Here is a 20652-nt window from a genome sequence, read left to right as displayed (position 1 = left end):
CGCCGGGCCCACCACCCGCGCGAGCATGGCGATCATGAACGAACACACGGTGGCCGAGGCGATCCAGCTCGGCAAGGTCTACGGGGAGGGCGACGCCGCCGTCACCGCGCTGGCCGGGGTGACGGCGGGGTTCCGGCGCGGGGAGTTCACCGCGATCATGGGGCCGTCCGGCTCGGGCAAGTCGACGTTCCTGCACTGTCTCGCCGGACTCGACGAACCCACGTCCGGGACGGCGCGGATCGCGGGCACCGACCTGGGATCGCTGGACGACGAGAACCTCACGCGCGTGCGTCGCGAGCAGATCGGCTTCGTGTTCCAGTCCTTCAACCTGCTGCCCACGCTGACCGCGTGGGAGAACATCGTCCTGCCCCTGTCGCTGTCCGGCCGGACGCCGGAGAAGAGCTGGGCGGACCAGGTCGTCGCCGCGGTGGGCCTGGAGGACCGGCTCGAGCACCGCCCCGCGCAACTCTCCGGCGGCCAGCAGCAACGTGTCGCCTGCGCGCGGGCGTTGATCACGCGGCCCGAGATCATCGCCGCCGACGAACCCACGGGAAACCTGGACTCGCGCTCCGGCGCGCAGATCCTCGGCCTGTTCCAGCGCTGTGCCCGGGAGTGGCAGCAGACCGTGCTGATGGTGACGCACGACCCGTTGGCCGCCGGTTACGCGGACCGCGTGCTCTTCCTGGCCGACGGCGTGCTGGTGGACGAGATGCGGCAGCCGACACCGGACCAGGTGCTGGCGCGCATGCGCCGGTTCGAGCCGCAGGCGGTGCGCTGATGCTGCGTCACGCCCTCCGATCCGTCCTCGCGCACAAGGCGCGGTTCCTGCTGTCCCTGGCAGGTGTGGTCCTCAGCGTCGCCTTCGTCGTCGGGTCGCTGCTCTACGGTGACGCGGTCACGACCGCGTTCGACCGGGCTCAGGCCCGCGCGCAGGCCGACGTGGCGGTCAAGGTGGAGCCCGATCTCGTCTCCACCAAGCTCGGCGACGACGTCGTCGCGCAACTCCGCGCCCTCCCCGGCGTCGCGCAGGTGCGGCCGATCGCCGACGGATACGCGTTCCTCGTCACGAAGAGCGGGGAGATCGCCGGTCAGCCCGACCACGCCGGAGGTACCAGCTTCGACTCCGGCCGCCACCGGCTGATCGCCGGGAAGGCACCGGAGAGCGAGAACCAGGTCGCACTCGACGAGCACACCGCCACGAAGACGGGCTATCAGGCCGGTGACCAGGCCCGGGTGATCGTGAACGGCGTGGTGCACCCGGTGATGGTCACCGGTGTCTTCACCGCCGACGACCCGAGGCTCGCCGCGGGAGGCTCGCTCGTCGCGTTCGACCTCAGGACGGCGAGCGAGCGGTTCTCCCCCGTTCCCGGCGGGTACACGGCGGTCGACCTCGTCGCCGCACCGGGCGTCAGCCAGGACACGATCGCCACGAGCGTCCGCGCGGCCCTGCCGCCGACCTTCGACGCCGCGACGGGAGCCTCGCTCAACACCGTCGGTGGTGACGACAAGCTCACGTCGATCCTCCTCCTGTTCGCGAGCGTGGCGCTGTTCGTCGCGGTGTTCCTGGTGGCGAACACCTTCACCATGCTCGCCACAGCGCGTTCCCGGGAGAACGCCCTGTTGCGCGCGGTCGGCGCGTCCCGGCGGTACGTGCTCCGCAGCGTGCTCGCCGAAGCCGCTGTGCTCGGTCTCGTCGCGACGGTGCTCGGCTACGCGCTCGGGATCGGTGTCGCCGCCGTGCTCAACAGCGCCTTCTCCGTGATCAACGGCCCGGAGGTGCCGCTGCGGGCGTTCAGCCTCGGCGCCGTGGCCGCCGCTCTGGCCGTCGGCGTCGGCGTCACGACGGTCGCCGCGTACGTCCCGGCCCGGCGCGCCGCGTCCGTCCCGCCGATCGCGGCCCTGCGCACCGGACTTCCGCAGACCACGAAGTCGTTGCGCCGCAGGAACGTTCTCGGCGCGGCCCTGTTCCTGATCGGAGCAGCGGTCACCGCGGCCGCGATCGGCAGCCAGGACCTCATCTACCTCGGCGCTCCCCTGGTGATGCTCGGCCTGATCGTGCTCACTCCCCAGGTGAGCGCGGGCCTGACCAAGGTGCTGCGCGGCCCGCTGACCCGGCTGCGCGGGATGCCGGGCACCCTGGCCGTGGAGAACGCCCGCCGCAACCCGCGCCGCACGGCCGCGACCGCCACGACGCTGATGATCGGACTGTCCGTCTGCGCCGCCGTCACGGTGGGGATCTCCTCGGCGGCCACGAAGGACGCGGAGGACACCCGGACCGGGGACAACGCGGACGTCCAGATCGGCACGATCCCCTTCTCGGACCTCAGTTCCAGCACCGTGGCCGAGGTCGCGAAGGTCTCCGGCGTGCAGGCGGTCAGCCCGCTCACGCCGGTGTCCATCAAGCTGGGTGAGAGCAGGTTCCTCAACCTGACCGCCGTGAACGCGTCGAGCGTCGAGGACTTCCTGCCGCTGACGGTCAGGGACGGCTCGCTGGACCGCCTGGACCAGGGCATCGCCGTCTCGACGGCCACGGCCGACCGGTACGACCTCACGGTCGGTTCCCCGGTCACCGGTGTGCTCCAGGCGTTCGGCGCGGAGGACAAGCCGGTGACCCTGCCGGTCGTGGCCACCTACGACGTGCCGGAGGCCTCTGGACAGAAAGCGCTGATCTCGACGGAAGTCGCTCCGGCAGCGGCGTCACCGAGCACGATCCTGGTGAAGGCCGCGTCCGGACAGGATCCCACCGAGTTGCGCGCGCGGCTCCAGAAGACCCTCGACAACCCAGTGCTGACGGTGCAGACCAAGCCGGAGGCCGCGGAAGCGGCGACCAGTGCGGCGAAGACGTTCCTGAACATCCTCTACGCACTGCTCAGCGTCTCGGTGCTGATCGGCGCCCTGGGCGTGGTGAACACCATGACGATGTCCACTTTGGAGCGTGTGCGCGAGATCGGTCTCCTGCGCGCGGTCGGCCTGAGCAGCAGGCTGGTCGGCTCGGTCCTGCGGCTGGAGTCGGTGATCATCGCGGTGCTCGGCGCCGCCCTCGGCCTGCTCGCCGGCACCGGCCTCGGTGTGGTGGGAGTGCTCAGCCAGAAGGGGATTCCCGTGGTGATCCCGTGGGGGCAGCTGGGAGCGTTCGTCCTCGTGACGGTGGTGATCGGGATGCTCGCGTCGTTGTGGCCGGCCAGGACCGCGGCGCGCACGCCGATCCTGACGGCGATCCACGCGGACACCGAGTAGGCGTCGGCAGGCCGGATCCCGGTTCACGATTGTGGCGCGGGATCCGGCCCGGTGGCCCTACTGTGGTCAAGCATGAGACTGGTGCCGTTGCAGAAGGCCTCGCTCGTAGTGATCTTCATCGACGCCGTCGTCATCGTCTCCGGGTTCCTGACCGGCAGTGCGTTGCTGCCGCGGTCGGCGAACGTCGTGCTGACGGTGATCTCGACAGCTCTCATGGCCTCGACGGTGGTGCTGGCCAGAGGCGGGTACAACTTCACGAAGCCGACGCTGCCCGCATGGGCGGTCGCGGTGGGGGTGATCTCGTTTCTCGGCGGTGCCTTCCTCTTCGCCTACCCGCTGCTGACCGGCACCGACGCGGGCAGTTTCGAGCAGCGGAACGGGAAGTACCAGGAGTCGAAGGACGGTGTCGTCGTCCGCGAGCTCACCGAGGAGCAGTACGACGCGGTGATGGCGGCGAACCAGCGCGGGTGGGCGGGACTCGCTCTCGCCTTCGCCGGGGGCACGCTCCTGTACGCCGGGATCCGTCATCGCAAATGACTAGTCACACCAAGGGTTTTCCCGGCTAAGCTGAGATCGAACCTCTCCGTCAGTCGCGGTCAGCACGGATCCGAGGGAGCTGCCGACGTGGTCGAGACGCACGACATCGTTCGCCCGCCTGCCGAACTCAGCGCGGCCCTCGCGGCCATCGGGAGCGCGACGGCCAGTGCCGAGCTCAGCAGGATGGGCATCCGCAGCGCGTTCATCCGCGGGCCCGTCTCGGTGACGCCCGGCGTGCGGGTGGCGGGACCGGCGTTGACGTTGCAGTTCCTGCCGAAGCGGGAGGACCTGTACCCGGTCGACGAGTACGAGGAGCCGGAGAAGCAGTTGCACCGGCACGTCATGTACCACGCCCAGCCCGGCGACATGATCGTCGTCGACGCGCGCGGTGACATGGGCAGTGGCGTGTTCGGCGAGATGATGCTGACCTACTTCAAGGGTCGCGGCGGTCTCGGTGTCGTGGTCGACGGGTGCCTGCGCGACGTCGGTGAGGCAAAGGAACTCGGTCTCGGGCTGTGGATCCGGGGCGCCACACCGAACTTCCACGCCCAGACAGACATCGTGCCCGCCGCCGTCAACGTGCCGGTGGCGTGCGGCGGCACGCTCGTCGAGCCGGGCGACATCGTCGTGGCCGACGACGACGGGGCGGTCGTGGTGCCGGTCAAGCTCGCGCCCGCGGTGCTGGCCGTGGCCCAGGAGCACGCCGAGTGGGAGGAGTTCTCCCGGCTGCGCCTGGCCGAAGGTGGTGACCTGCGGCGGTACTACCCGCTGTCGGACGAGGCCCGGCCCGAGTACGAACGGTGGCGTGCCGAGCAGGGTCGTTAGCTCCACAGGCGGTCGTGGCTCGCCTCACCGTCCCAGTGCGTCGTCTCCGCGAAGAACACCGGATCACGCGGGTCCAGGTGGCGTCGCACCAGTTCCTCGTCGAGGTCGCCGAACCCCAGCCCCGGCGTGTCCGGCACCGCGATGTGGCCGTTCTGGATCAACGGGCGCGGCAGGCCGGTGACGAGGTCGCTCCAGAACTCCACATCGGTCGCGTGGTGTTCCAGCGCCAGGAAGTTCTCGGTGGCGGCGGCCAGGTGCACGCACGCCATCGTCGCGATCGGGGACGCCGCCAGGTGCAACGCCATCGCGATCCCGCGTTCCTGCGCGTGGTCACCGATCCGTTTGGTCTCCGCGATTCCTCCCGCCGTCGCGGGGTCGGGGTGCACGACGCGGACGGCGCCGGCGTCGAGCAGCGGCCGGAAGCCGTCGAGCAGGTAGATGTCCTCCCCCGTGCACGTCGGGACGGCGACGGACTCGGTGAGCCGGCGCCACTGGTCGGTCAGCTGCCACGGGATCAGGTCCTCGATCCACGCCAGCGTGAACGGTTCGAGCGCGCGACCGACGCGGATGCACGAGTCGAGGGCGATGTGGCCGAAGTGGTCCGCGGCGAGTGCGATGTCGTAGCCGACGACGGATCGGACGGTGTCCACATAGGACGCCAGGTGGTCCACGCCCTTCGCGGTGACCTGGATGCCGGTGAACGGGTGCATCGTCGTCAGGTCCGCGCGGGCGCCCGGCGGCGCGATCAACGCCCCGGGCACGTCCCACAGCAGGTCGATGCCCACGTCCATCTTCAGCATCGTGAACCCGCGTCGCCTGCGGTCCAGCAGCCGGGCGCCCATCGCGTGCGGATCCGGCAGCGACGGGGTGTCCGCGTAGCAGCGGACCTCGTCGCGGAACCGGCCGCCGAGCAACGCGTGCGCGGGCACCCCGTACGCCTTGCCGGCGAGGTCCATCAGCGCCATCTCGACGCCGGAGACCCCGCCGCCCTGACGGCCGTGGTGCCCGAACTGCTTGATCTTGCGGAAGATCTTGCCGACGTTGCAGGGGTTCTCGCCGACGAGCCGGCTCTTGAGCACGAGCGCGTAGGTGGCGCTGGCCTGGTCGCGCACCTCCCCGTAGCCCACCAGCCCCTGATTGGTGTCGATCCTGATGATCGACGAGCGGAACGGCACCCCGGCCAGCGTGGTCACCCGCAGGTCGGTGATGCGCAGGTCACTGGGCCGGGACGCCGTCGCGACGTGCTCCTCCGTGATGCTCACCCCTTCACCGCCCCCGCGGTGAGCCCTTCGGTCAGGAACCGCTGCCCGAACGCGTACATGGTGACGACCGGGATGCTGATCAGCAGCGAGGCCGCGGCCAGCTGTCCCTGCGGCACGACGTCACCGAAGATCATCGACTGCATGCCGACCGGCAACGTCTTGTAGTCGTCCTTGGTGATGAACACGAAGGCGAACAGGAACTCGTTCCACGCGTTGGTGAGCGTGAACAGCGCGACCGCGAGCAGTCCCGGTTTGGCCAGCGGCAGCACGATCCTGATGAACGCCCCGAACCGCGTGCAGCCGTCGACCAGCGCGGCCTCCTCAAGGTCCGCCGGGATCGACTTGAAGTAGCCGACGAGCAACCACGTCGCGAACGGCAGGGTGAAGGTGGGATAGGCGAGCACGAGCGACCACAACGAGTCGTTGAGCCCGATGCCGCTCATCATCTGGTACAGCGGGATGAACAGCAGCGCGCCCGGCATCACGTAGGTGAGCAGGATCGTGACCGTGAAGCTCTCCGAACCCCGGAACTTCAACCGCGCCAACGCGTACCCGGCCAGCGCCGCGCACACCAGCGCGATCACCGTGGACGCCACCGACACCAGGATCGTGTTGAGGTACCAGGTGCCGAACGCCCTGTCCGTGAAGAGGTTGGTGAACTGCTCGGTGGTCCACGGCGTCGGCCAGAGATCGTCCGTGCGCGCGACGATCTGGTCGTCGGACTTGAACGCCGTGACCGTCATCCAGTAGAGCGGCGCGAGCACGAAACCCAGCAGTCCCACCAAAGCGATCCCCGAACCGGTGCCGCCGACCAGGCGTGCGGCCAGCCGGTTGCCCCGCGCGGCGAGCACCGACACCACCCGTCCGACGGCGGCGGCGAGCACCACGAACACGCCCAGCACGAGCGCGGCCTTCCACACGATGTGCGGCGAAGCCCAGACCAGCACCAGCACCGAGAGCACGACGACGACCCACGGCAACGCCCTGCGCTGGGCCGGGGACAACCGCCTGCGTCCCAGGTCGCCCGCGCCCGGCAGGTCGTTGCGGCGCATCATCCGCACGAGGATCACGACGAGCACGGCGATGATCGGCAGCATCACCAGCGTGACCGCGGCGCCCGCACCCAGTTGCAACTGCTGGATGGCCTTCGAGTAGGCCACCATCACGTACGGGGCCGTGGCGTCCCCGGGGCCGCCCTGGGTCATCAGCCAGATCAGGTCGAAGTTGTTGAACGTCCAGATCGACGACAGCAACACCGTCACGATCATGATGTGGCGCAGGCCCGGCAGGGTGATGTGCAGGAAGCGCTGCCACGGCGTGGCACCGTCCACAACGGCCGCTTCGTACAGGCCGCCGTCGATGGCCTTGAGCCCGGCGAGGAACGTCACCGTGAAGAACGGGATGCCCTTCCACACGTTGACCAGGATGACCGCCGGCATCGCGAGTGCGGGATCGGACAGCCACTCCGCGGGCCACCGGTCGACCAACCCGATCGCGGCGAGGCCGGGCCCGATGCCGGAGTCGGTGAGCAAAACGTTGACGCTGCCGAAGATCGGGTCGAACAGCGACCGCCAGGTGAAGGCGGTGACGACCGTCGGCACCACCCACGGCAGCAGGATCACGCCGGCGACGATCGCTCGGCCGCGGCGCATGTGGTGCAGCATCAACGCCGCGATGAGGCCGAGGGTCACCTTGAAGATCTCGGCGTACGCGGTGAAGACGAACGAGTTGAGCACTCCCTTGTGGAACACGGTGTCGTCCACGAGGGCGGTGTAGTTGTCCAGCCCGACGAACACCGTCTCCGCGCCGTGGCGTTCCGTGGTGCTGGTGAAGATCGAGTCGGCGATCGGGAACAGGATCAGGCCCGCGACCAGCACGAGCGTCGGCCCGATGAACACCGCGGCGAGACGCCAGTCCCGCCCGAGCAGCCGCTGCGACGGCGTGAGCGAGGACGACCGGCCCGGCGCCGGGTGAACCGGCGCCGGACGTGTGCGCAGGGTGGTCACTGCTTGTAGCCCTGCTGCTCGAAGACCTGGACGATCCGGGCGTGCGTCGAGGCGACGGCGTCAGCCGGCTTGGTGCCCTGGATGACCGACTGCATCATGTCGGTCAGCAGGTACGCGGCGGTGGCGGCCTGCTCGCCGGGACTGGGAGCCTGGGGGAACTTGAAGCCGGTCTTCGTGGTCACCGGCAGCGGTGTGCGGGTCTGTTCCCGCAACGCGGGGAAGGCCGGGTCACCGCTCGTGTAGTACGGGTCGGAGTCCCACACCTTGTCCCACGACGGGTTCACCAGGCACGGCGCTCCCTTCGCCACACCGAGCAGCGCGGTCCCGCTGACCATGTACTTCGCCACGAGCTTGGCGAGATCGGGGTTCTTCGCCCCCTTGAACACGACGAACGAGTTGGACTCGCCGAACGCGAGCGGCTTGTCGAGCGCCGGTCCGGTGGCGCCGTTGAACGGGTGGGTGTTGGCGTAGACCGGGTTGTTCTTGGTCTTCGAGTCGGCGTAGACGCTGAACTGGTTGAGCGTGAGCCCCAGGATCTGGGCCAGCCAGTTCTCGTTGTTGCTCGAGTCGGTCCAGCTGCCGATCCCCGGCGGCAGCATCGGCGTGTACTTCGGGTTCGTGTAGATGTCGCCGATGAACGTGACGGCGGCGACGGTCTCCGGCGAGTTGAACACCACCTTCGTGCCGGTGTTGTCCGCGATCGCGCCGCCGTAGGTGTTGACGACGTTCGCGATGAAGCCGTTGGCGTCACCGGAGCGGTTCACCGTGAGACCCCAGCCGAAGCGCTTCTTCGCCGGGTCCGAGACCTCCAACGCGTTGTCGCGCAACTCTTCCCACGTGTAGTGAGGTTTGAGCGCTAGCCCCTTCTCCTGGTACCAGTCCTTGCGCAGGTACATCGCGGACGCGATGAAGTGGTACGGGATCGCGAACCAGCGCCCGCCGAACACGCAGTAGTTGGTCGCCTCCGTCGCGGGCTCCCCGTAGAGCTTGCGCATCTCCTCGACCACGTCGGTGACGTCGGTGAGGGCGCCGAGGTTGTGGAGCTGGCCGACGAACCGCCGGTCGCTCACGAAGGCGAAGTCACGGCTGGTGCCCGCCTTCACCTCGGCGTCCATCTTGGCCACCATGTCGCCGGCGTCCCCGGAGACCAGGTCGTTGCGGACCGTCGTGCCGGTGGCCTGTGCGAAGACCTGCAGCGACGCGTCCAGTGCCTTGTTGGCGGACTCGGAGTACAGCTTCTGCGAGAGCATTCCGACCGACCCGCCGCGGAGCCCGGCCGCCTGGTCCAGCAGGGCCTGGGGCACTTTGACGTCGACCTGCGGCGCGGCGGGGGCTCCTCCCCCGCATCCGGCGAGACCGAGCACGCCGAGCGCGCTCATCCCGAGAAAAGAACGCCGGGATAAATCCGCTTTCTCTTCCATGACCACTCCTCTCGCGTCCGGGCATGCGGACGCGGACCGACGGGGCGACGTTGCAGCCGGCGGTACAGCGAGGCGTGCGCCGCGCTGCCGGGTCGTTCAAGCGGCGAAGACGGCGGAGCGAGGTGCTGGTGGTGCGCTAACGGCGGCGGGTGGCCCGCCTGGTCTGCTTTTCCTTCTCCGCGAGGAGAGCGGAGTTGTTCGCGAGGTGCTTGCGCATCGCCGCGCGGGCCCGGTCCGGATCGCGCGCGACGATCGCCTCGTAGATCTCGGTGTGGTCGGCGGTGGCCTTGCGCAGTGCGGCGGGCGCCTCGTTGGTGATGCGCCGGCTGGCCGTGCCGAGCCAGCGGGCGGAGTACATGATCCGGTCGAGGATGCGGTTGTCGGCCGCCCGGCAGATCTCCATGTGGAACTCGTGGTCGACCTCGAGGTAGGCGTTGGGATCCGCCTCGAGCTCGGCCATCCGGTCGACCCCGGTCCTGAGCCGGTCGAGCGATTCGCCGGTGACGACGGCCGCGGCCATCGCGGCCAGTTCGGGTTCGAGCAGCACGCGCATCTGGTGCAGCTCCTGCAACAGGTCACCGACGATCTCCGTCGGCAGCCACTCGATCAGCAGCGGGCTCAGGTAGTCCCACTCGGCGGGTGGACGCACGACGACGCGGCGGCCCTGTGCGACCTCCACGATGTCCAGCGAGGCGAGGATCTTGAGCGTCTCCCGCGCCACCACGCGGGACACACCGAACTCCTGGGAGATGTCGAGTTCCGAAGGCGCGCGGCCGTCCTCGATCCCGCCGCTCACGATGCGGCGGGTCAGGTGTGCCGCCACCTGCACCGGAAGGGTCCGGACCTTGACAGCGTCCGGAGACTCTTGTCCCCTTTGCATGTCATCAGCTTATAGGACAAGTTGAGTTTCGCGACAGTCCGTTCTCATGCACCACCCGACTCCGGGAGAGCCATGCGAATCGTGAACGTCACAACGGCGGTGGTCGCCTACCACGGCGAGGCCACCCTCGTTCGAATCGACACCGACGAGGGCCTCAGCGGGTTCGGCGAGGCCAATCCCGACGCCGGCGCGGGTGCCGTCGTCGGGATGATCAACTCGCTGACGCCCCTCCTGATCGGCGAGGACCCGCGCAACGTCGAGCGGTGCTGGGAGAAACTGCGGCGCGCCAAGGTCTTCGCGGGGGCGCAGAGCGGGGTGTTCGTGATCGCCCTGTCCGGGATCGAGCTCGCGCTGTGGGACCTGGCGGGCAAGGCCGCGGGCCAGCCGGTGTACCGGATGCTCGGCGGGAAGTTCCGCGACCGGATCCGCCTCTACGCGGACTGCGGCGACGGTGACGACCCGGCCGGTTCGATCAGCGGGTGCGTCGACCGGGCCCAGCGGATGGTCGCGGAGGGGTTCACGGCCATCAAGTTCGACGTCGACGACCTGCACCACCCGGCCAAGTTCGACGCGTTCAACCACACGGTCAACGCCGCCGAGCTGCGGTCGATGGTCGAACGCGTGGCGGCCGTGCGGGAGGCGATCGGGCCGGACGTCGACCTCGCAATCGATCTGCACGCCCGCTACGACGTGCCGAGCGCGTGCCGGATCTCCTGGGAGCTCGAGCCGTTCGGCCTGATGTGGCTGGAGGAACCGCTACCGGCGGAGAACGTCGACGCGCTGGTGCGGGTGCGGGAGCAGACCCGCACGCCGATCTGCGCGGGCGAGAACCTCTACCTGCGGTGGGGATTCCGCGAGCTGCTCGAACGCGGCGCCGTGGACTTCATCGAGCCGGACGTGCCGAAGTGCGGCGGCCTGGCCGAGGCCAAGAAGATCGCCAACCTCGCCGAGCTGCACTACGTGCCCTTCGCACCACACCTGGTGTCGACGCCGCTGGGCACGATGGCCACGTCGCACCAGTGCGGGGCGATCCCCAACTTCTTCGTCCAGGAATGGCACGCCCTCGAGGAGCGCGAGGTGTGGGACAGCTACGTCCACGCACCGGACGGGAGCGGTTCGATCGTCAAGGACGGCTACATCACGCTGCCCGACACCCCCGGCATCGGCGTGGAGCTCGACATGGACGGGGTCCGGAGGCACGCCGTCGCGGGCTACGGGGTGTTCGAGTAGACGTCGGGCGCCGCAGCCGGTTCGTGGAAGAGGTTCGTGCGGTACTGGGCCATCTCGGCGGGCGAGAAGGCGCGCTGGGCACCGGTGTACTCGGTGTCCGGGTGGCTGAACAGCCCGTGGTCGGGCAACGTCTGGGCAGCGGGCTGGATCTGCAAGGTTCTCGGCTCTCTGTACGACCCGTGCGTTCACGGGCGGTCGTGCTGAAGTTGTTTCACAACAACGCGATGAGCGTGCATCCGGAGATGCACGCTCATCGCGGGAGACGCGTCGGTCAGTCCTTCTTGAAGGCGTCCTTCACCTTCTCGACGCCTTCCTTCAGGTGACCCTTCGCCTGGTCACCCTTGCCCTCGGCCTGCAGGCCCTCGTCGTCGGTCGCAGAGCCGACGCCCTCCTTGACCTTGCCCTTGAGCTGGTCGGCCTTGGCGTCGATCTTGTCGTCGGTGCCCATGTGGTCCTCCCTCAACGACTGTTTTGGTGCTACGCCAGCCGGATGCCCCACTCAGGTGAAGGTCAACCGTCGACCTCGTCACAACTTCGGGTGCGATTCCTCCTGCTCGCCCAGGCGCCGGTCGGCGTCGGCCGCGGCGCCGGTGATCCTGCCCAGGAACGCCGCGACGGCCCGGAGTTCGGCCGGTGACGTCGTGCGGAGGACGTCCGCGATCTCGGTGCCGGCGACGGCGAGGAAGCGGCGGGCGTGCTCGCGCGACGCCGGGGCGGGTCGCAGCGTGACGCGGCGGCGGTCGGCGCTCTCGCGGCTGCGGACGAGGTGCCCGGCGGCCTCGAGCCGGTTGAGCAGGATCGTGGTGGCGCCGGTCGTCATGCCGATCTGCCGGGCCAGCCGGGCGGGCGAGAGCGGTGTGCCCGCCTCGGCCGCCCAGACGATCTGCCCCAGCGCGCCCGCGTCGGAGGTGGGCAGGCGCATCCACGTGGCGAGGTGCTGGTCGAGCGCCGTGAACGCGACGACCCAGTCCCGCAGTCCGTGCATCACCTCGACCTGGGCCGCCGACCACGCCTCCACCAGCGGATCCGCGTCTGTCATGCACCCTCCCGCTCCCCGAAGTAGCTTTGCAGCAAAGCTATCAAGCAGGGGGTTGCACATGACGACACGGCACGCGGTCATCTCCGGCGCGAGCATCGCCGGGCTCTCGGCCGCGTTCTGGCTGCGCCGCACCGGGTGGGAGGTGACCGTGCTGGAGCGCGCACCGGAATTCCGCGACGGCGGGCAGAACGTCGACGTCCGCGGCACCGCCCGCGAGGTGCTCACCAGGATGGGGTTGTTCGACGCGGTCAAGGAGCAGAACACCACCGAGACCGGCACGGTGTTCGTCGACTCGTCGGGCCGGGTGCGCGCGGAACTGCCCTCGGGCGGCCCGGACGGGGCGACCGCCGAACTGGAGGTCCTGCGCGGCGACCTCGCCCGCACGATCCTGCGGCACCTGCCCGCGGGGGTCGACGTCCTCTTCGGCGACACCATCTCCGGCGTCGAGGACGGCACCGACGCCGTCACGGTGACCACCGCCTCCGGCCGGACGTTCCGCGCCGACCTGCTGGTCGTCGCCGAGGGCGTCCGCTCCACCACCCGCGACCTGCTGTTCGACGACGTCGACCGCCGTGACCTCGGCATCACGATGGCGTTCGGCACGATCCCCCGCACGGCGAGCGACGACAGCCGGTGGCGCTGGTACACCACGACCGGCGGACGGCAGATCCACCTGCGTCCCGACAACCACGGCACGACGCGGGCCATGCTCGCGTGCACCGGGGACTTTCCCGACCGCGCCCTGAGCCGGTTCCGCGAGCGCTTCGCCGACGCGGGCTGGGAGGCCCGCCGCGTCCTCGACGGGCTCGACGCCTCCGACGACGTCTACGTCGACCAGCTCACCCAGATCCGGATGCCCTCGTGGCACCGCGGCCGGGTGTGCCTCGCCGGGGACGCCGCGTGGTGCGTCACCCCGATGGGCGGGGGCGGCGCCTCGTTGGCGCTCATCAGCGGGTACGTGCTGGCCGCCTCCCTGTCCGGGTCCGAAGGCGGGCTCGCCGCCTACGACGAGTGGATGCGGCCGCTCGTCGACGACGTGCAGAACTTCCCGGGCTGGATCGTGCCGTTCGCGTATCCGCGGACCCGGTTCGGGTTGCGGCTGCGCCACCTGGCCGACAAGGCGTTCACTTCACGGCTGCTGGCGCCGTTGACGGCCAAGATGACCCAGGTCGCCGCGAGTGAGCGGGCGCTGCCGCCCATCGCGGTACCGCAGGTCTGAGGCCGGTGCCGGCCGGTCCGAGGTGACCGGCCGGCACCAGCCCGGTCAGCACCAGCCGGTCAACGCCGCACAACCAGCACCGCACGACCAGCACCAGCCAGTCAGCGCCGGAGCCGCTCGGCCGCCAGCCGGCCGGAGATCAGCACCGGGGGGATCCCGACCCCCGGTGCGGTGCCGCTGCCCGCCAGCACGACGTTGCCGTCGCGGAACGGCAGGTTGCTCGGCCGGAACGGTCCCGTCTGGGCGAAGGTGTGCGCGGCCGAGAACGGGGTGCCCGCGGCCTGGCCCTCCCGTGCCCAGTCGTCCGGGGTCACGACGGCGAGCGGTTCGGCGTCGGTGACGAGCTTGCGGGCCGTCATCTCCGCGATGAGTTCCTCCGCGTACCGCTCGGCCTCGACGTCCCAGCGGATCGGGGCCGCGTCGAGGTTCGGGCAGGGCGCGAGGAGGTACTGCAGGTGGCGGTCCGCGGGGGCGAGCGCGGGGTCGGTCAGCGTCGGGGTGGTCAGCAGCAGCGACGGATCGCTCATCAGCCGCCCGCGCCGGATGATCTCGTCGAAGGTGCCGTTCCACTGCTCGCCGAACGAGATCGTGTGGTGGGCGAGGTCGTCCACCACCCTGCGGGCGCTCAGGTGCACGACGACAGCGGAGGGCGACCAGCGCAGCGGCGTGAGCCTGCGCGGTTCCCCGCGCAGCAGCCGGGTGCTCTGGGCGGGACCGGTGGCGAGAACCACCGCGTCGCAAGGGAAGCGCGCCTCTGTCGAACGCACGGCTGTCACCCGGCTCCCCGTGCGTTCCAGGTCGTCGACCTCCACGCCGTAGGAGAACCGCACTCCGGCGCGCGCGGCGGCGTCGGCCAGTGCTTGGGGCACGGCACGCATTCCGCCGCGCGGGAACCACACACCCGCCACGGTGTCCATGTAGGCGATGACGGCGTAGGCGGCCAACGCGTCTCGCGGTGCGACACCGGCGTACAGCGCCTGGAAGGTGAACACCCTGCGCAGCCGCTCGTCCTTCAGGAACTTCCCGACGGCCCGATCGAGCGACCCGAAACCACCGAGCCGGGTGAGCGCCACCAGGTCGGGGCCCACCAGGTCGAACGGCGAGTCGAAGCTCGCGCCGATGAACTTGTCCCGTTCGACCTCGTAGAGCTTCGTCAGCCACGCTCGCATGTCGCGGTAGCCACGAGCTTCCGCACCGCCCGCGAAGTCGCGGACGGCCTGCTCCATGCGCTCGCCGTCGGTGTGCACGTCGAGTGCGGTCCCGTCGGCGAACGTCGCCCGGTAGGCCGGGTGCAGCGGCAGGAGCTCCAGGTGGTCCTCACGACGCTCCCCCACGGCCGCGAACGCCTCGTCGAGCAGTTCCGGCATGGTGAGCACGGTCGGCCCGGTGTCGATGTGGTGACCCGCGACGTCGAGCCTGCCCGCCAGCCCACCGGGGTGCGGCTGTCGTTCGAGGACCGTCACCTCGTGGCCGGCACCGCGCAGGTGCAGCGCGGCCGACAACCCCGAGAGCCCCGCTCCGACCACCACGACCCGGTCGGTCCGGCCTCGCACCGTGCGCGCCATCAGGTCGTCCTCTCCACGGCGCGGTGAGCCAGGCGGATCAGTTCGTCGCGGGCTCGCTCTTCGAGGTCCGCGCGTTCCAGGGCCGCCAGGCCTGTGGCCGCGAGCACCTCGATGTGCTCCTCGACCGCGGCGACCGCGCCGAGGTCCACCAGCAACGCGCGCACGTCGTCGACGGTCCGATCGCTCACCGCGCTGGCGGTGAGGCAGCGGCGCAGCAGTCTTTGCGCGCCGGGTTTTCCCTGTGCTCGTGAGAGCGCTATCGCCATGAGCGGTGTCCGCTTGCCTTCCCTCAGGTCCTCGCCCACCGGCTTCCCGCACACCGACGAGTCCCCGAACACGCCGATCAGGTCGTCCCGCAGCTGGAAGGCGATGCCGACGGAGTGGCCGTACTCGCGCAGGCTCTTCACGACGTCGTCGCCCGCTCCGGCGAGGGCGGCCCCGAGGTGCAACGGACGCTCCACGGTGTACGCGGCGGTCTTCAACGCGGCGACCCGCAAAGCGTGCTCCAGGGACTCCTCGCGGCGGGCGACGGCCTGCAGGTCGAGGTGCTGTCCGGTGATCATCTCGGTGCGCACGTCCTGCCACGGCCGCCAGGCCCGTTGCAGCGCGTCCGCGGGCAGACCGGCCGTCACCAGGGCGTCGTCGGCCCACGCCAGCGCCAGGTCGCCGACCAGGATCGCCGCCGAGTCGCCGTACTGGCGGGCACTGCCCGCCCAGCGCTCCCGCCGGTGCCGTGCCGCGAGCGCCTCGTGCACGGAGGGCTTGCCCCTGCGCGTCGGTGAGCGGTCCATCACGTCGTCGTGCACGAGTGCACAGGTCTGCAACAACTCCAACGAGACCAAAGCGCGCACGACGGTGTCCGCACGGGGCGCGCCGCCCGCGGCCCGCCAGCCCCACCACGCGAACGTGGGTCTGATCCTCTTGCCACCGGCCAGGGTCAGCCTGCGCAGCTCGTCGCCGAGCTCGCCCTCGGCGCCCTGCTTCGCGCTCAGGAACTCCCGCAGCGCGTCGTCCAGGAGCACGCCGAAGTCGTCCAAAGGCGACGTGCGAGCGTCCACGCTGGTCAACAGCGACATCGTCGCCCCCTCGAAGTCGGCGGAAGTGCGGCTTTCCGAGCTGACCACGGGCGGGTCGGGTCTGCATGATGAACGCCGCCGTTGTGCGGAGGGCAACTCGCCGCTTTAGCGTTGGGGAGAACCCTTCCGCGAAAGGACCGCTGATGTCGGCAGAGCGCGAACTGGACGCCGCCGGTGTGACCGCGCCGGCCCTGCGTGACGCGTACAGGCGCTGCCGCGAGCTCAACGCGCAGCACGGCCGCACCTACTTCCTGGCGACGAGGCTGCTCAGCCCAGAGCAACGTCCGGCCGTGCACGCGCTGTACGGCTTCGCGCGCTGGGTGGACGACGTCGTCGACGATCTCCACAGTGGACTCGACGAGAAGATCGCCGAGCTGTCCGCCGTCGAACTGAGGCTGCGCGCGGCCCTGGAGCACGGCACGTCGGACGACCAGGTGCTGACCGCGCTGCTCGACACCGTTCAGCGCTACGGCATCCCGCACCGGCACCTTCACGACTTCATGGCCTCGATGCGGATGGATCTCACCGTCACCGACTACCCCGGTTTCGCCGACCTCGAACGTTATGTGCACGGATCCGCCGCGGTGATCGGACTGCAGGTCCTGCCGGTGCTCGGCACGAGCGTGCCGCGCGAGGAGGCGGAACCCGCGGCCGCCGCGCTCGGCGTCGCCTTCCAGCTCACCAACTTCATCCGGGACGTCGGCGAGGACCTCGACCGCGGGCGGGTGTACCTGCCCGCCGACGAGCTCGCCTCGTTCGGCGTCGACCGCGAGAGGCTCCTGCACGCGCGTGCGACGGGCCAGACGGACAAGCAGGTGCGTGCCGCGCTGCGCGACCAGGTCGGCCGGGCGCGTGACATCTACACGCGCGCGTTGCCGGGTATCGCGATGCTCGCACCGCGCTCACGGCCGTGCGTGATGACCGCGTACCGGCTCTACGGCAGGATTCTGGACCTCGTCGAGGAGGCGGACTACGACGTGTTCTCGCGCCGTGTCGTCGTGTCCAACGGCAGGCGGCTCGCCGTAGCCCTGCCCGCGCTCGCCAGGGCGGTGCTCGCCCGTGCCGCCTGACGAGGGTTCCATGCGAGACCGCATTCCGCTGAAGGTGTACTCCAGTCCGCCGTGGAGGGAGCAGCGGCCCACGTGGCAGGACGCCAAGCCCGCGCTGATCGAGGCGGCGCTCAAGCGTGCGGAGGCGCGCCCGTCCGGGAACTGGTTCGTCGCGGGCGCGAGCGGGGACGTCGTGCGCGGCAAGGTGTGCGGCCGCACGATCGCGGGCCGGGAGATCGTGCTCTGGCGCGGACCTCACAGCCGGTTGATGGCGGGTTCCGGGTCGTGTCCGCACCTCGGAGCGCCACTGTGCGACGGTGCCGTGGCGGAGGGAAAGCTGATCTGCCGCTGGCACGGACTCGCCCTCGACGGCACGCGGTTCGGCGCGTGGACGCCCTTCCCCGCGCACGACGACGGCGTGCTCGTCTGGGTGCGGCTCGACCAGGCGGGCGGTGAGGAACCGCTGGACGCGCCCGTGCTGCCGCAACGCCCGCCGGCGGGCTCGATCGACGCCGTGGTCACGCTCGCCGGTCGCTGCGATCCCGAGGACGTCGTCGCGAACCGGCTCGACCCGTGGCACGGCGCGTGGTTCCACCCCTACTCGTTCGCCAACCTGAGGGTGCTGGAGACACCGACCGAGCAGAACGACGTCTTCCTGGTCGAGGTCACGTTCCGGCTGGCCGGCCGGGTCGGTGTGCCGGTGGTCGCCGCGTTCACCTGCCCGGAACCGCGCACCGTCGCGATGCACATCGTCGAAGGCGAAGGCGCCGGGAGTGTCGTCGAGACGCACGCGACACCGATCGGCCCTGGCCGCACCGCGGTCGTCGAGGCCACCATCGCGCACTCGGAGCGCAGCGGGTTCGCGGTGGCCCGGCGTGCCGCCGGCGCTCTGCGGCCGATCATGCGCCGGGCGGCGGTCCGGTTGTGGCGCGACGACCTCGCCTACGCCGAACGCCGCTACGCCCTGAGGGCGAGCGGCCGTTTCCCCGACTGAGCCAGGGGTTCCGTGTCGAAGTCCGGCCCGGCTGTCGCGGACCGGACTTCGACACGGATCCCAGGTCACGAGGCCTGGCGGTCCATCCCTCCCCAACGGCGGGCCGCCGCGCGCAGCAACGGCACGCGCCCCTCGGTCGGCACCGTCCACAGCTCGGTCCCGGCCACGCCCCACTGCCGCAGCAGGCGGTTGGCGGCGGTGAAACCGGTGGTGGCGGCGCGTTCCATCAACGCGACGGGCAGGTCGACGCGCACGTGGTCCCCGGCGAGCACCAGGAACTCGTCCGGTGTCCGCACTCCCGGCCGCCGCGCGTACCCGCCGGCAGGGAACAGCGGGCAGTCGTCGTGCAGCTCGTGCCGCTCGTCGACCACCTCCGCTCCCTTGGTCTCCGGGTAGACCTCGGTGAGCTGATGCCACAACCGGGCCCGCGCGTCGTGTTCGTCCACATCGGACGGCAGCGCGTAGGCGTGCAGTTCGACGACCGAGCCGCCCGTGCGCGCGGCCCACGCCCGTGCCTCGTGTTCGTAGTGGTCGAGCACGCTGATGTTGTCGAGCAGGTCGTGCCCGCTGGTGCCCAGGAATCCGGGCCTGTCCGGGTCCACCGGCCGGTCGAGCCAGAACCGCGACACCAGGAACGGCGGCGCGTTCCGCAGCTCACCGACGCGGCTCCTCCACTCGGCGTCGGCGAGGGACGGCGAGGCGCCTACGAGCGCTCGCAGGCCGCGGACGTCGGCGGCCAGCACCACCGCGTCCGCCTCGACCTCCCCTCCCCCGATCTCGACCGAGAAGCGCTTGTCCGTTCCACCGCGCACGGAGCCGACCTCGGTGCCCGTGCAGACCGTCGCGCCCAGCGAGGCCAGGTGCTGTCCCAGCGGCCCCCACAGACCGTGCGGGAACGGGTCCGCGGCCACGTCGAACAGCAGGCCCTCGTTGGACCCGAGGAAGTAGATGTGGAACATCACCGCGAGTTCCGCGGCCGACATCTGGCTGGGGTGCGCGAAGAAGCTGCGCGAGAAGACCTCGAACGCCAGGGCGTGCGCCGCTTGGGGAAAGCGGATGCGCTCCAGGTAGGACGCCGCGTCGATGCCGTCGAGCGCCTCGTAGACGCGAGGCACGGACACGTCGAACAGCGGTATGGCGGCGCGGCCGTCGACCTGCGGCAGGTCACGCCACCGGAAGGTCGGGCTGGCGCGCAGGAAGGCGAGCGCGTTCCACGGCGCCGTCGTCGGCAGTCCCGCGAACGAGTCGCGGTGGCCGGACGCCTGCTGCAACGGGTAGTCCGGCATCCCGGTCAGCGCGCGCCCGCCCGGATCGACCCGCCGCAGCAACGACCTGAGGTTGTAGTACTGCCGGAAGAACGCGTGGAAGCCGCGGGTCATCGTGACCTCGCTGCCGTCGGAGAGCCGGGTCGGCCAGCCGCCCACCCGTCCGCCGAGGTACCGCTCCCGTTCGCAGAGCACGACTCGCGCCCCGCGTTCGGCGAGCAGCGTCGCGGCGGCCAGACCGGCGATCCCGCCGCCCACGACGACGACCTGCGGGGCGTCCGCTCCGAACCGCGCGCGTCCCGCCGGTGCGGCGATCCGCACCGCCTTGCGATCCCTCACTGCTGCTGCTCCTGTTCCGGCGCGTGGCCGAGGAAGGTGTGCACGACCCCGAGTTGGAGGCCGCGGGACGGCGAGCTGGTCACGCCGACGAACCCGTTGCGGCGCAACCGGTCGCGCAACGCCGTGGCCCCGTCGAAGCGCACCACGCTGCGCCACAGGTAGGTGAACAGCGAGCGGTCGCCGGTGGCGAGCCAGCCGGCCGGCACGATCACGCCGCACAGCGCCGTCCAGATCGCGGTGCTGACGGCGGAGTCGCGCACCGAGTACTCGTGCAGCACCATGCGGCCGCCCGGCGCCAGGAAGTCCTTCACCTTGCGCAGCAAGGGATCCGGCTCCGGCAGGTTGCGCACGAGGTAGGCCGCGAACACGGCGTCGAACCGGCCCTCGTCCACGTCCTCGGCGCGGCTGTGCACGAACCGCACCCGGTCCGGCCAGCGCTTGCTCCGAGCACGGTCGAGCATCCCCGCCGACGCGTCCACGGCGACGATCTCGACCCCCGGCGCGGCCAGGACGAGCGCCGCCGTGGACGCTCCCGTGCCGCAGCCGAGGTCGAGCACCCGCATGCCGGGCCGCAGTCCCAACGCCCGTGCGGACCGGCGCAACGCCTGGTGGTAGCCGGGGTTGAGACCGACGAGCAGGTCGTACCCGTGTGCGGCGCGGTCGAACTTCCCCGGCACCTCGAGCTTGTCCACGTACCTGCCCTTCCCG

At 70.6% G+C, this 20652-nt stretch carries 19 protein-coding genes; 8 read left to right on the top strand and 11 right to left on the bottom strand.

Annotated features, from left to right (window positions below):
* Nucleotides 1-34: 34 nt before the first annotated feature.
* The 4 genes from PV646_RS17300 to PV646_RS17285 all read left to right on the top strand — a co-directional run bounded on the left by PV646_RS17300 (nucleotide 35) and on the right by PV646_RS17285 (nucleotide 4599).
* Complete coding sequence (locus tag PV646_RS17300) at nucleotides 35-778, top strand: ABC transporter ATP-binding protein (protein WP_500343000.1); 744 nt, start codon at nucleotides 35-37, stop codon at nucleotides 776-778.
* Nucleotides 778-3237, top strand: coding sequence for an ABC transporter permease (locus tag PV646_RS17295; protein WP_500342998.1), 2460 nt, complete (start codon nucleotides 778-780; stop codon nucleotides 3235-3237). Before PV646_RS17300 ends, PV646_RS17295 begins: the two co-directional genes overlap by 1 nt.
* 72 nt (nucleotides 3238-3309) lie before the next feature.
* Nucleotides 3310-3774, top strand: a complete 465-nt coding sequence (locus tag PV646_RS17290) for a hypothetical protein (RefSeq protein ID WP_500342997.1) — start codon at nucleotides 3310-3312, stop codon at nucleotides 3772-3774.
* An 87-nt stretch (nucleotides 3775-3861) separates the two neighbouring features.
* Nucleotides 3862-4599 (top strand): ribonuclease activity regulator RraA, encoded by a 738-nt coding sequence (locus tag PV646_RS17285; RefSeq protein WP_500342995.1) that lies wholly within the window; start codon nucleotides 3862-3864, stop codon nucleotides 4597-4599.
* On the opposite strand, the gene PV646_RS17280 is transcribed toward PV646_RS17285, so the two are convergent.
* From PV646_RS17280 to PV646_RS17265, 4 genes are all read right to left on the bottom strand, one after another.
* Entirely contained in the window at nucleotides 4596-5861 is a 1266-nt protein-coding gene (locus tag PV646_RS17280; protein WP_500342994.1) for a mandelate racemase/muconate lactonizing enzyme family protein, read from the bottom strand. The two genes, PV646_RS17285 and PV646_RS17280, sit on opposite strands and share 4 nt — an antisense overlap.
* Nucleotides 5858-7867, bottom strand: coding sequence for an ABC transporter permease (locus PV646_RS17275; RefSeq protein WP_500342992.1), 2010 nt, complete (start codon nucleotides 7865-7867; stop codon nucleotides 5858-5860). The genes PV646_RS17280 and PV646_RS17275 overlap by 4 nt, the downstream gene beginning before the upstream one ends.
* Nucleotides 7864-9246 carry an extracellular solute-binding protein gene (locus PV646_RS17270; RefSeq protein ID WP_500342991.1) on the bottom strand — a complete coding sequence of 461 codons (1383 nt, stop codon included), beginning with the start codon at nucleotides 9244-9246 and terminating at the stop codon, nucleotides 7864-7866. Before PV646_RS17270 ends, PV646_RS17275 begins: the two co-directional genes overlap by 4 nt.
* A 178-nt stretch (nucleotides 9247-9424) precedes the next feature.
* Complete coding sequence (locus tag PV646_RS17265; RefSeq protein ID WP_500342990.1) at nucleotides 9425-10168, bottom strand: FadR/GntR family transcriptional regulator; 744 nt, start codon at nucleotides 10166-10168, stop codon at nucleotides 9425-9427.
* 72 nt (nucleotides 10169-10240) lie between these two features.
* Between PV646_RS17265 and PV646_RS17260 the strand changes: the two genes are divergently transcribed.
* Nucleotides 10241-11398, top strand: a complete 1158-nt coding sequence (locus PV646_RS17260) for a mandelate racemase/muconate lactonizing enzyme family protein (RefSeq protein WP_500342989.1) — start codon at nucleotides 10241-10243, stop codon at nucleotides 11396-11398.
* On the opposite strand, the gene PV646_RS17255 is transcribed toward PV646_RS17260, so the two are convergent.
* From PV646_RS17255 to PV646_RS17245, 3 genes are all read right to left on the bottom strand, one after another.
* Nucleotides 11380-11553, bottom strand: coding sequence for a hypothetical protein (locus PV646_RS17255; RefSeq protein ID WP_500342988.1), 174 nt, complete (start codon nucleotides 11551-11553; stop codon nucleotides 11380-11382). The two genes, PV646_RS17260 and PV646_RS17255, sit on opposite strands and share 19 nt — an antisense overlap.
* Before the next feature lie 116 nt (nucleotides 11554-11669).
* Nucleotides 11670-11846 carry a CsbD family protein gene (locus PV646_RS17250; protein ID WP_500342987.1) on the bottom strand — a complete coding sequence of 59 codons (177 nt, stop codon included), beginning with the start codon at nucleotides 11844-11846 and terminating at the stop codon, nucleotides 11670-11672.
* A 78-nt stretch (nucleotides 11847-11924) separates the two neighbouring features.
* A complete protein-coding gene (locus tag PV646_RS17245) occupies nucleotides 11925-12437 on the bottom strand; it encodes a MarR family winged helix-turn-helix transcriptional regulator (protein WP_500342986.1) in 513 nt (170 codons plus the stop codon).
* A gap of 58 nt (nucleotides 12438-12495) precedes the next feature.
* Here PV646_RS17245 and PV646_RS17240 point away from each other — a divergent pair, with 58 nt between their 5' ends.
* Nucleotides 12496-13656, top strand: coding sequence for an FAD-dependent monooxygenase (locus PV646_RS17240; RefSeq protein WP_500342985.1), 1161 nt, complete (start codon nucleotides 12496-12498; stop codon nucleotides 13654-13656).
* 101 nt (nucleotides 13657-13757) lie between these two features.
* Here the strand turns inward: PV646_RS17240 and crtI are convergent, their stop codons facing one another.
* Together crtI and PV646_RS17230 are read right to left on the bottom strand one after the other, a co-directional pair.
* Nucleotides 13758-15221 carry a phytoene desaturase family protein gene (gene crtI, locus PV646_RS17235; protein WP_500342984.1) on the bottom strand — a complete coding sequence of 488 codons (1464 nt, stop codon included), beginning with the start codon at nucleotides 15219-15221 and terminating at the stop codon, nucleotides 13758-13760.
* A complete protein-coding gene (locus PV646_RS17230) occupies nucleotides 15221-16297 on the bottom strand; it encodes a polyprenyl synthetase family protein (RefSeq protein WP_500342982.1) in 1077 nt (358 codons plus the stop codon). Before PV646_RS17230 ends, crtI begins: the two co-directional genes overlap by 1 nt.
* A 143-nt stretch (nucleotides 16298-16440) precedes the next feature.
* On the opposite strand from PV646_RS17230, the gene PV646_RS17225 reads away from it, so the two are divergent.
* Together PV646_RS17225 and PV646_RS17220 are read left to right on the top strand one after the other, a co-directional pair.
* Complete coding sequence (locus tag PV646_RS17225; RefSeq protein WP_500342980.1) at nucleotides 16441-17367, top strand: phytoene/squalene synthase family protein; 927 nt, start codon at nucleotides 16441-16443, stop codon at nucleotides 17365-17367.
* 10 nt (nucleotides 17368-17377) lie between these two features.
* Nucleotides 17378-18340 (top strand): Rieske (2Fe-2S) protein, encoded by a 963-nt coding sequence (locus PV646_RS17220; RefSeq protein WP_500342979.1) that lies wholly within the window; start codon nucleotides 17378-17380, stop codon nucleotides 18338-18340.
* A gap of 65 nt (nucleotides 18341-18405) precedes the next feature.
* Here the strand turns inward: PV646_RS17220 and PV646_RS17215 are convergent, their stop codons facing one another.
* Nucleotides 18406-19944 carry an FAD-dependent oxidoreductase gene (locus PV646_RS17215; RefSeq protein WP_500342977.1) on the bottom strand — a complete coding sequence of 513 codons (1539 nt, stop codon included), beginning with the start codon at nucleotides 19942-19944 and terminating at the stop codon, nucleotides 18406-18408.
* On the bottom strand, nucleotides 19941-20636 hold the full coding sequence (locus tag PV646_RS17210; protein ID WP_500342976.1) for a class I SAM-dependent methyltransferase: 696 nt from the start codon (nucleotides 20634-20636) through the stop codon (nucleotides 19941-19943). Before PV646_RS17210 ends, PV646_RS17215 begins: the two co-directional genes overlap by 4 nt.
* Between the last annotated feature and the right edge of the window lie 16 nt (nucleotides 20637-20652).

This window comes from Streptomyces sp. ID05-26A (assembly GCF_033794685.1).
Taxonomy (GTDB): domain Bacteria; phylum Actinomycetota; class Actinomycetes; order Mycobacteriales; family Pseudonocardiaceae; genus Lentzea.
This window is presented reverse-complemented; position numbering and strand designations above follow the sequence as displayed.

What these genes read in the sequence shown, in the direction of transcription:
- PV646_RS17300 (WP_500343000.1), top strand. Translation starts at nt 35, where the DNA reads ATGAACGAACACACGGTGGCCGAGGCGATCCAGCTCGGCAAGGTCTAC.
- PV646_RS17295 (WP_500342998.1), top strand. Translation starts at nt 778, where the DNA reads ATGCTGCGTCACGCCCTCCGATCCGTCCTCGCGCACAAGGCGCGGTTC.
- PV646_RS17290 (WP_500342997.1), top strand. Translation starts at nt 3,310, where the DNA reads ATGAGACTGGTGCCGTTGCAGAAGGCCTCGCTCGTAGTGATCTTCATC.
- PV646_RS17270 (WP_500342991.1), bottom strand. Translation starts at nt 9,246, where the DNA reads ATGAGCGCGCTCGGCGTGCTCGGTCTCGCCGGATGCGGGGGAGGAGCC.
- PV646_RS17265 (WP_500342990.1), bottom strand. Translation starts at nt 10,168, where the DNA reads ATGCAAAGGGGACAAGAGTCTCCGGACGCTGTCAAGGTCCGGACCCTT.
- PV646_RS17260 (WP_500342989.1), top strand. Translation starts at nt 10,241, where the DNA reads ATGCGAATCGTGAACGTCACAACGGCGGTGGTCGCCTACCACGGCGAG.
- PV646_RS17250 (WP_500342987.1), bottom strand. Translation starts at nt 11,846, where the DNA reads ATGGGCACCGACGACAAGATCGACGCCAAGGCCGACCAGCTCAAGGGC.
- PV646_RS17245 (WP_500342986.1), bottom strand. Translation starts at nt 12,437, where the DNA reads ATGACAGACGCGGATCCGCTGGTGGAGGCGTGGTCGGCGGCCCAGGTC.
- PV646_RS17240 (WP_500342985.1), top strand. Translation starts at nt 12,496, where the DNA reads ATGACGACACGGCACGCGGTCATCTCCGGCGCGAGCATCGCCGGGCTC.
- crtI (WP_500342984.1), bottom strand. Translation starts at nt 15,221, where the DNA reads ATGGCGCGCACGGTGCGAGGCCGGACCGACCGGGTCGTGGTGGTCGGA.
- PV646_RS17230 (WP_500342982.1), bottom strand. Translation starts at nt 16,297, where the DNA reads ATGTCGCTGTTGACCAGCGTGGACGCTCGCACGTCGCCTTTGGACGAC.
- PV646_RS17225 (WP_500342980.1), top strand. Translation starts at nt 16,441, where the DNA reads ATGTCGGCAGAGCGCGAACTGGACGCCGCCGGTGTGACCGCGCCGGCC.
- PV646_RS17220 (WP_500342979.1), top strand. Translation starts at nt 17,378, where the DNA reads ATGCGAGACCGCATTCCGCTGAAGGTGTACTCCAGTCCGCCGTGGAGG.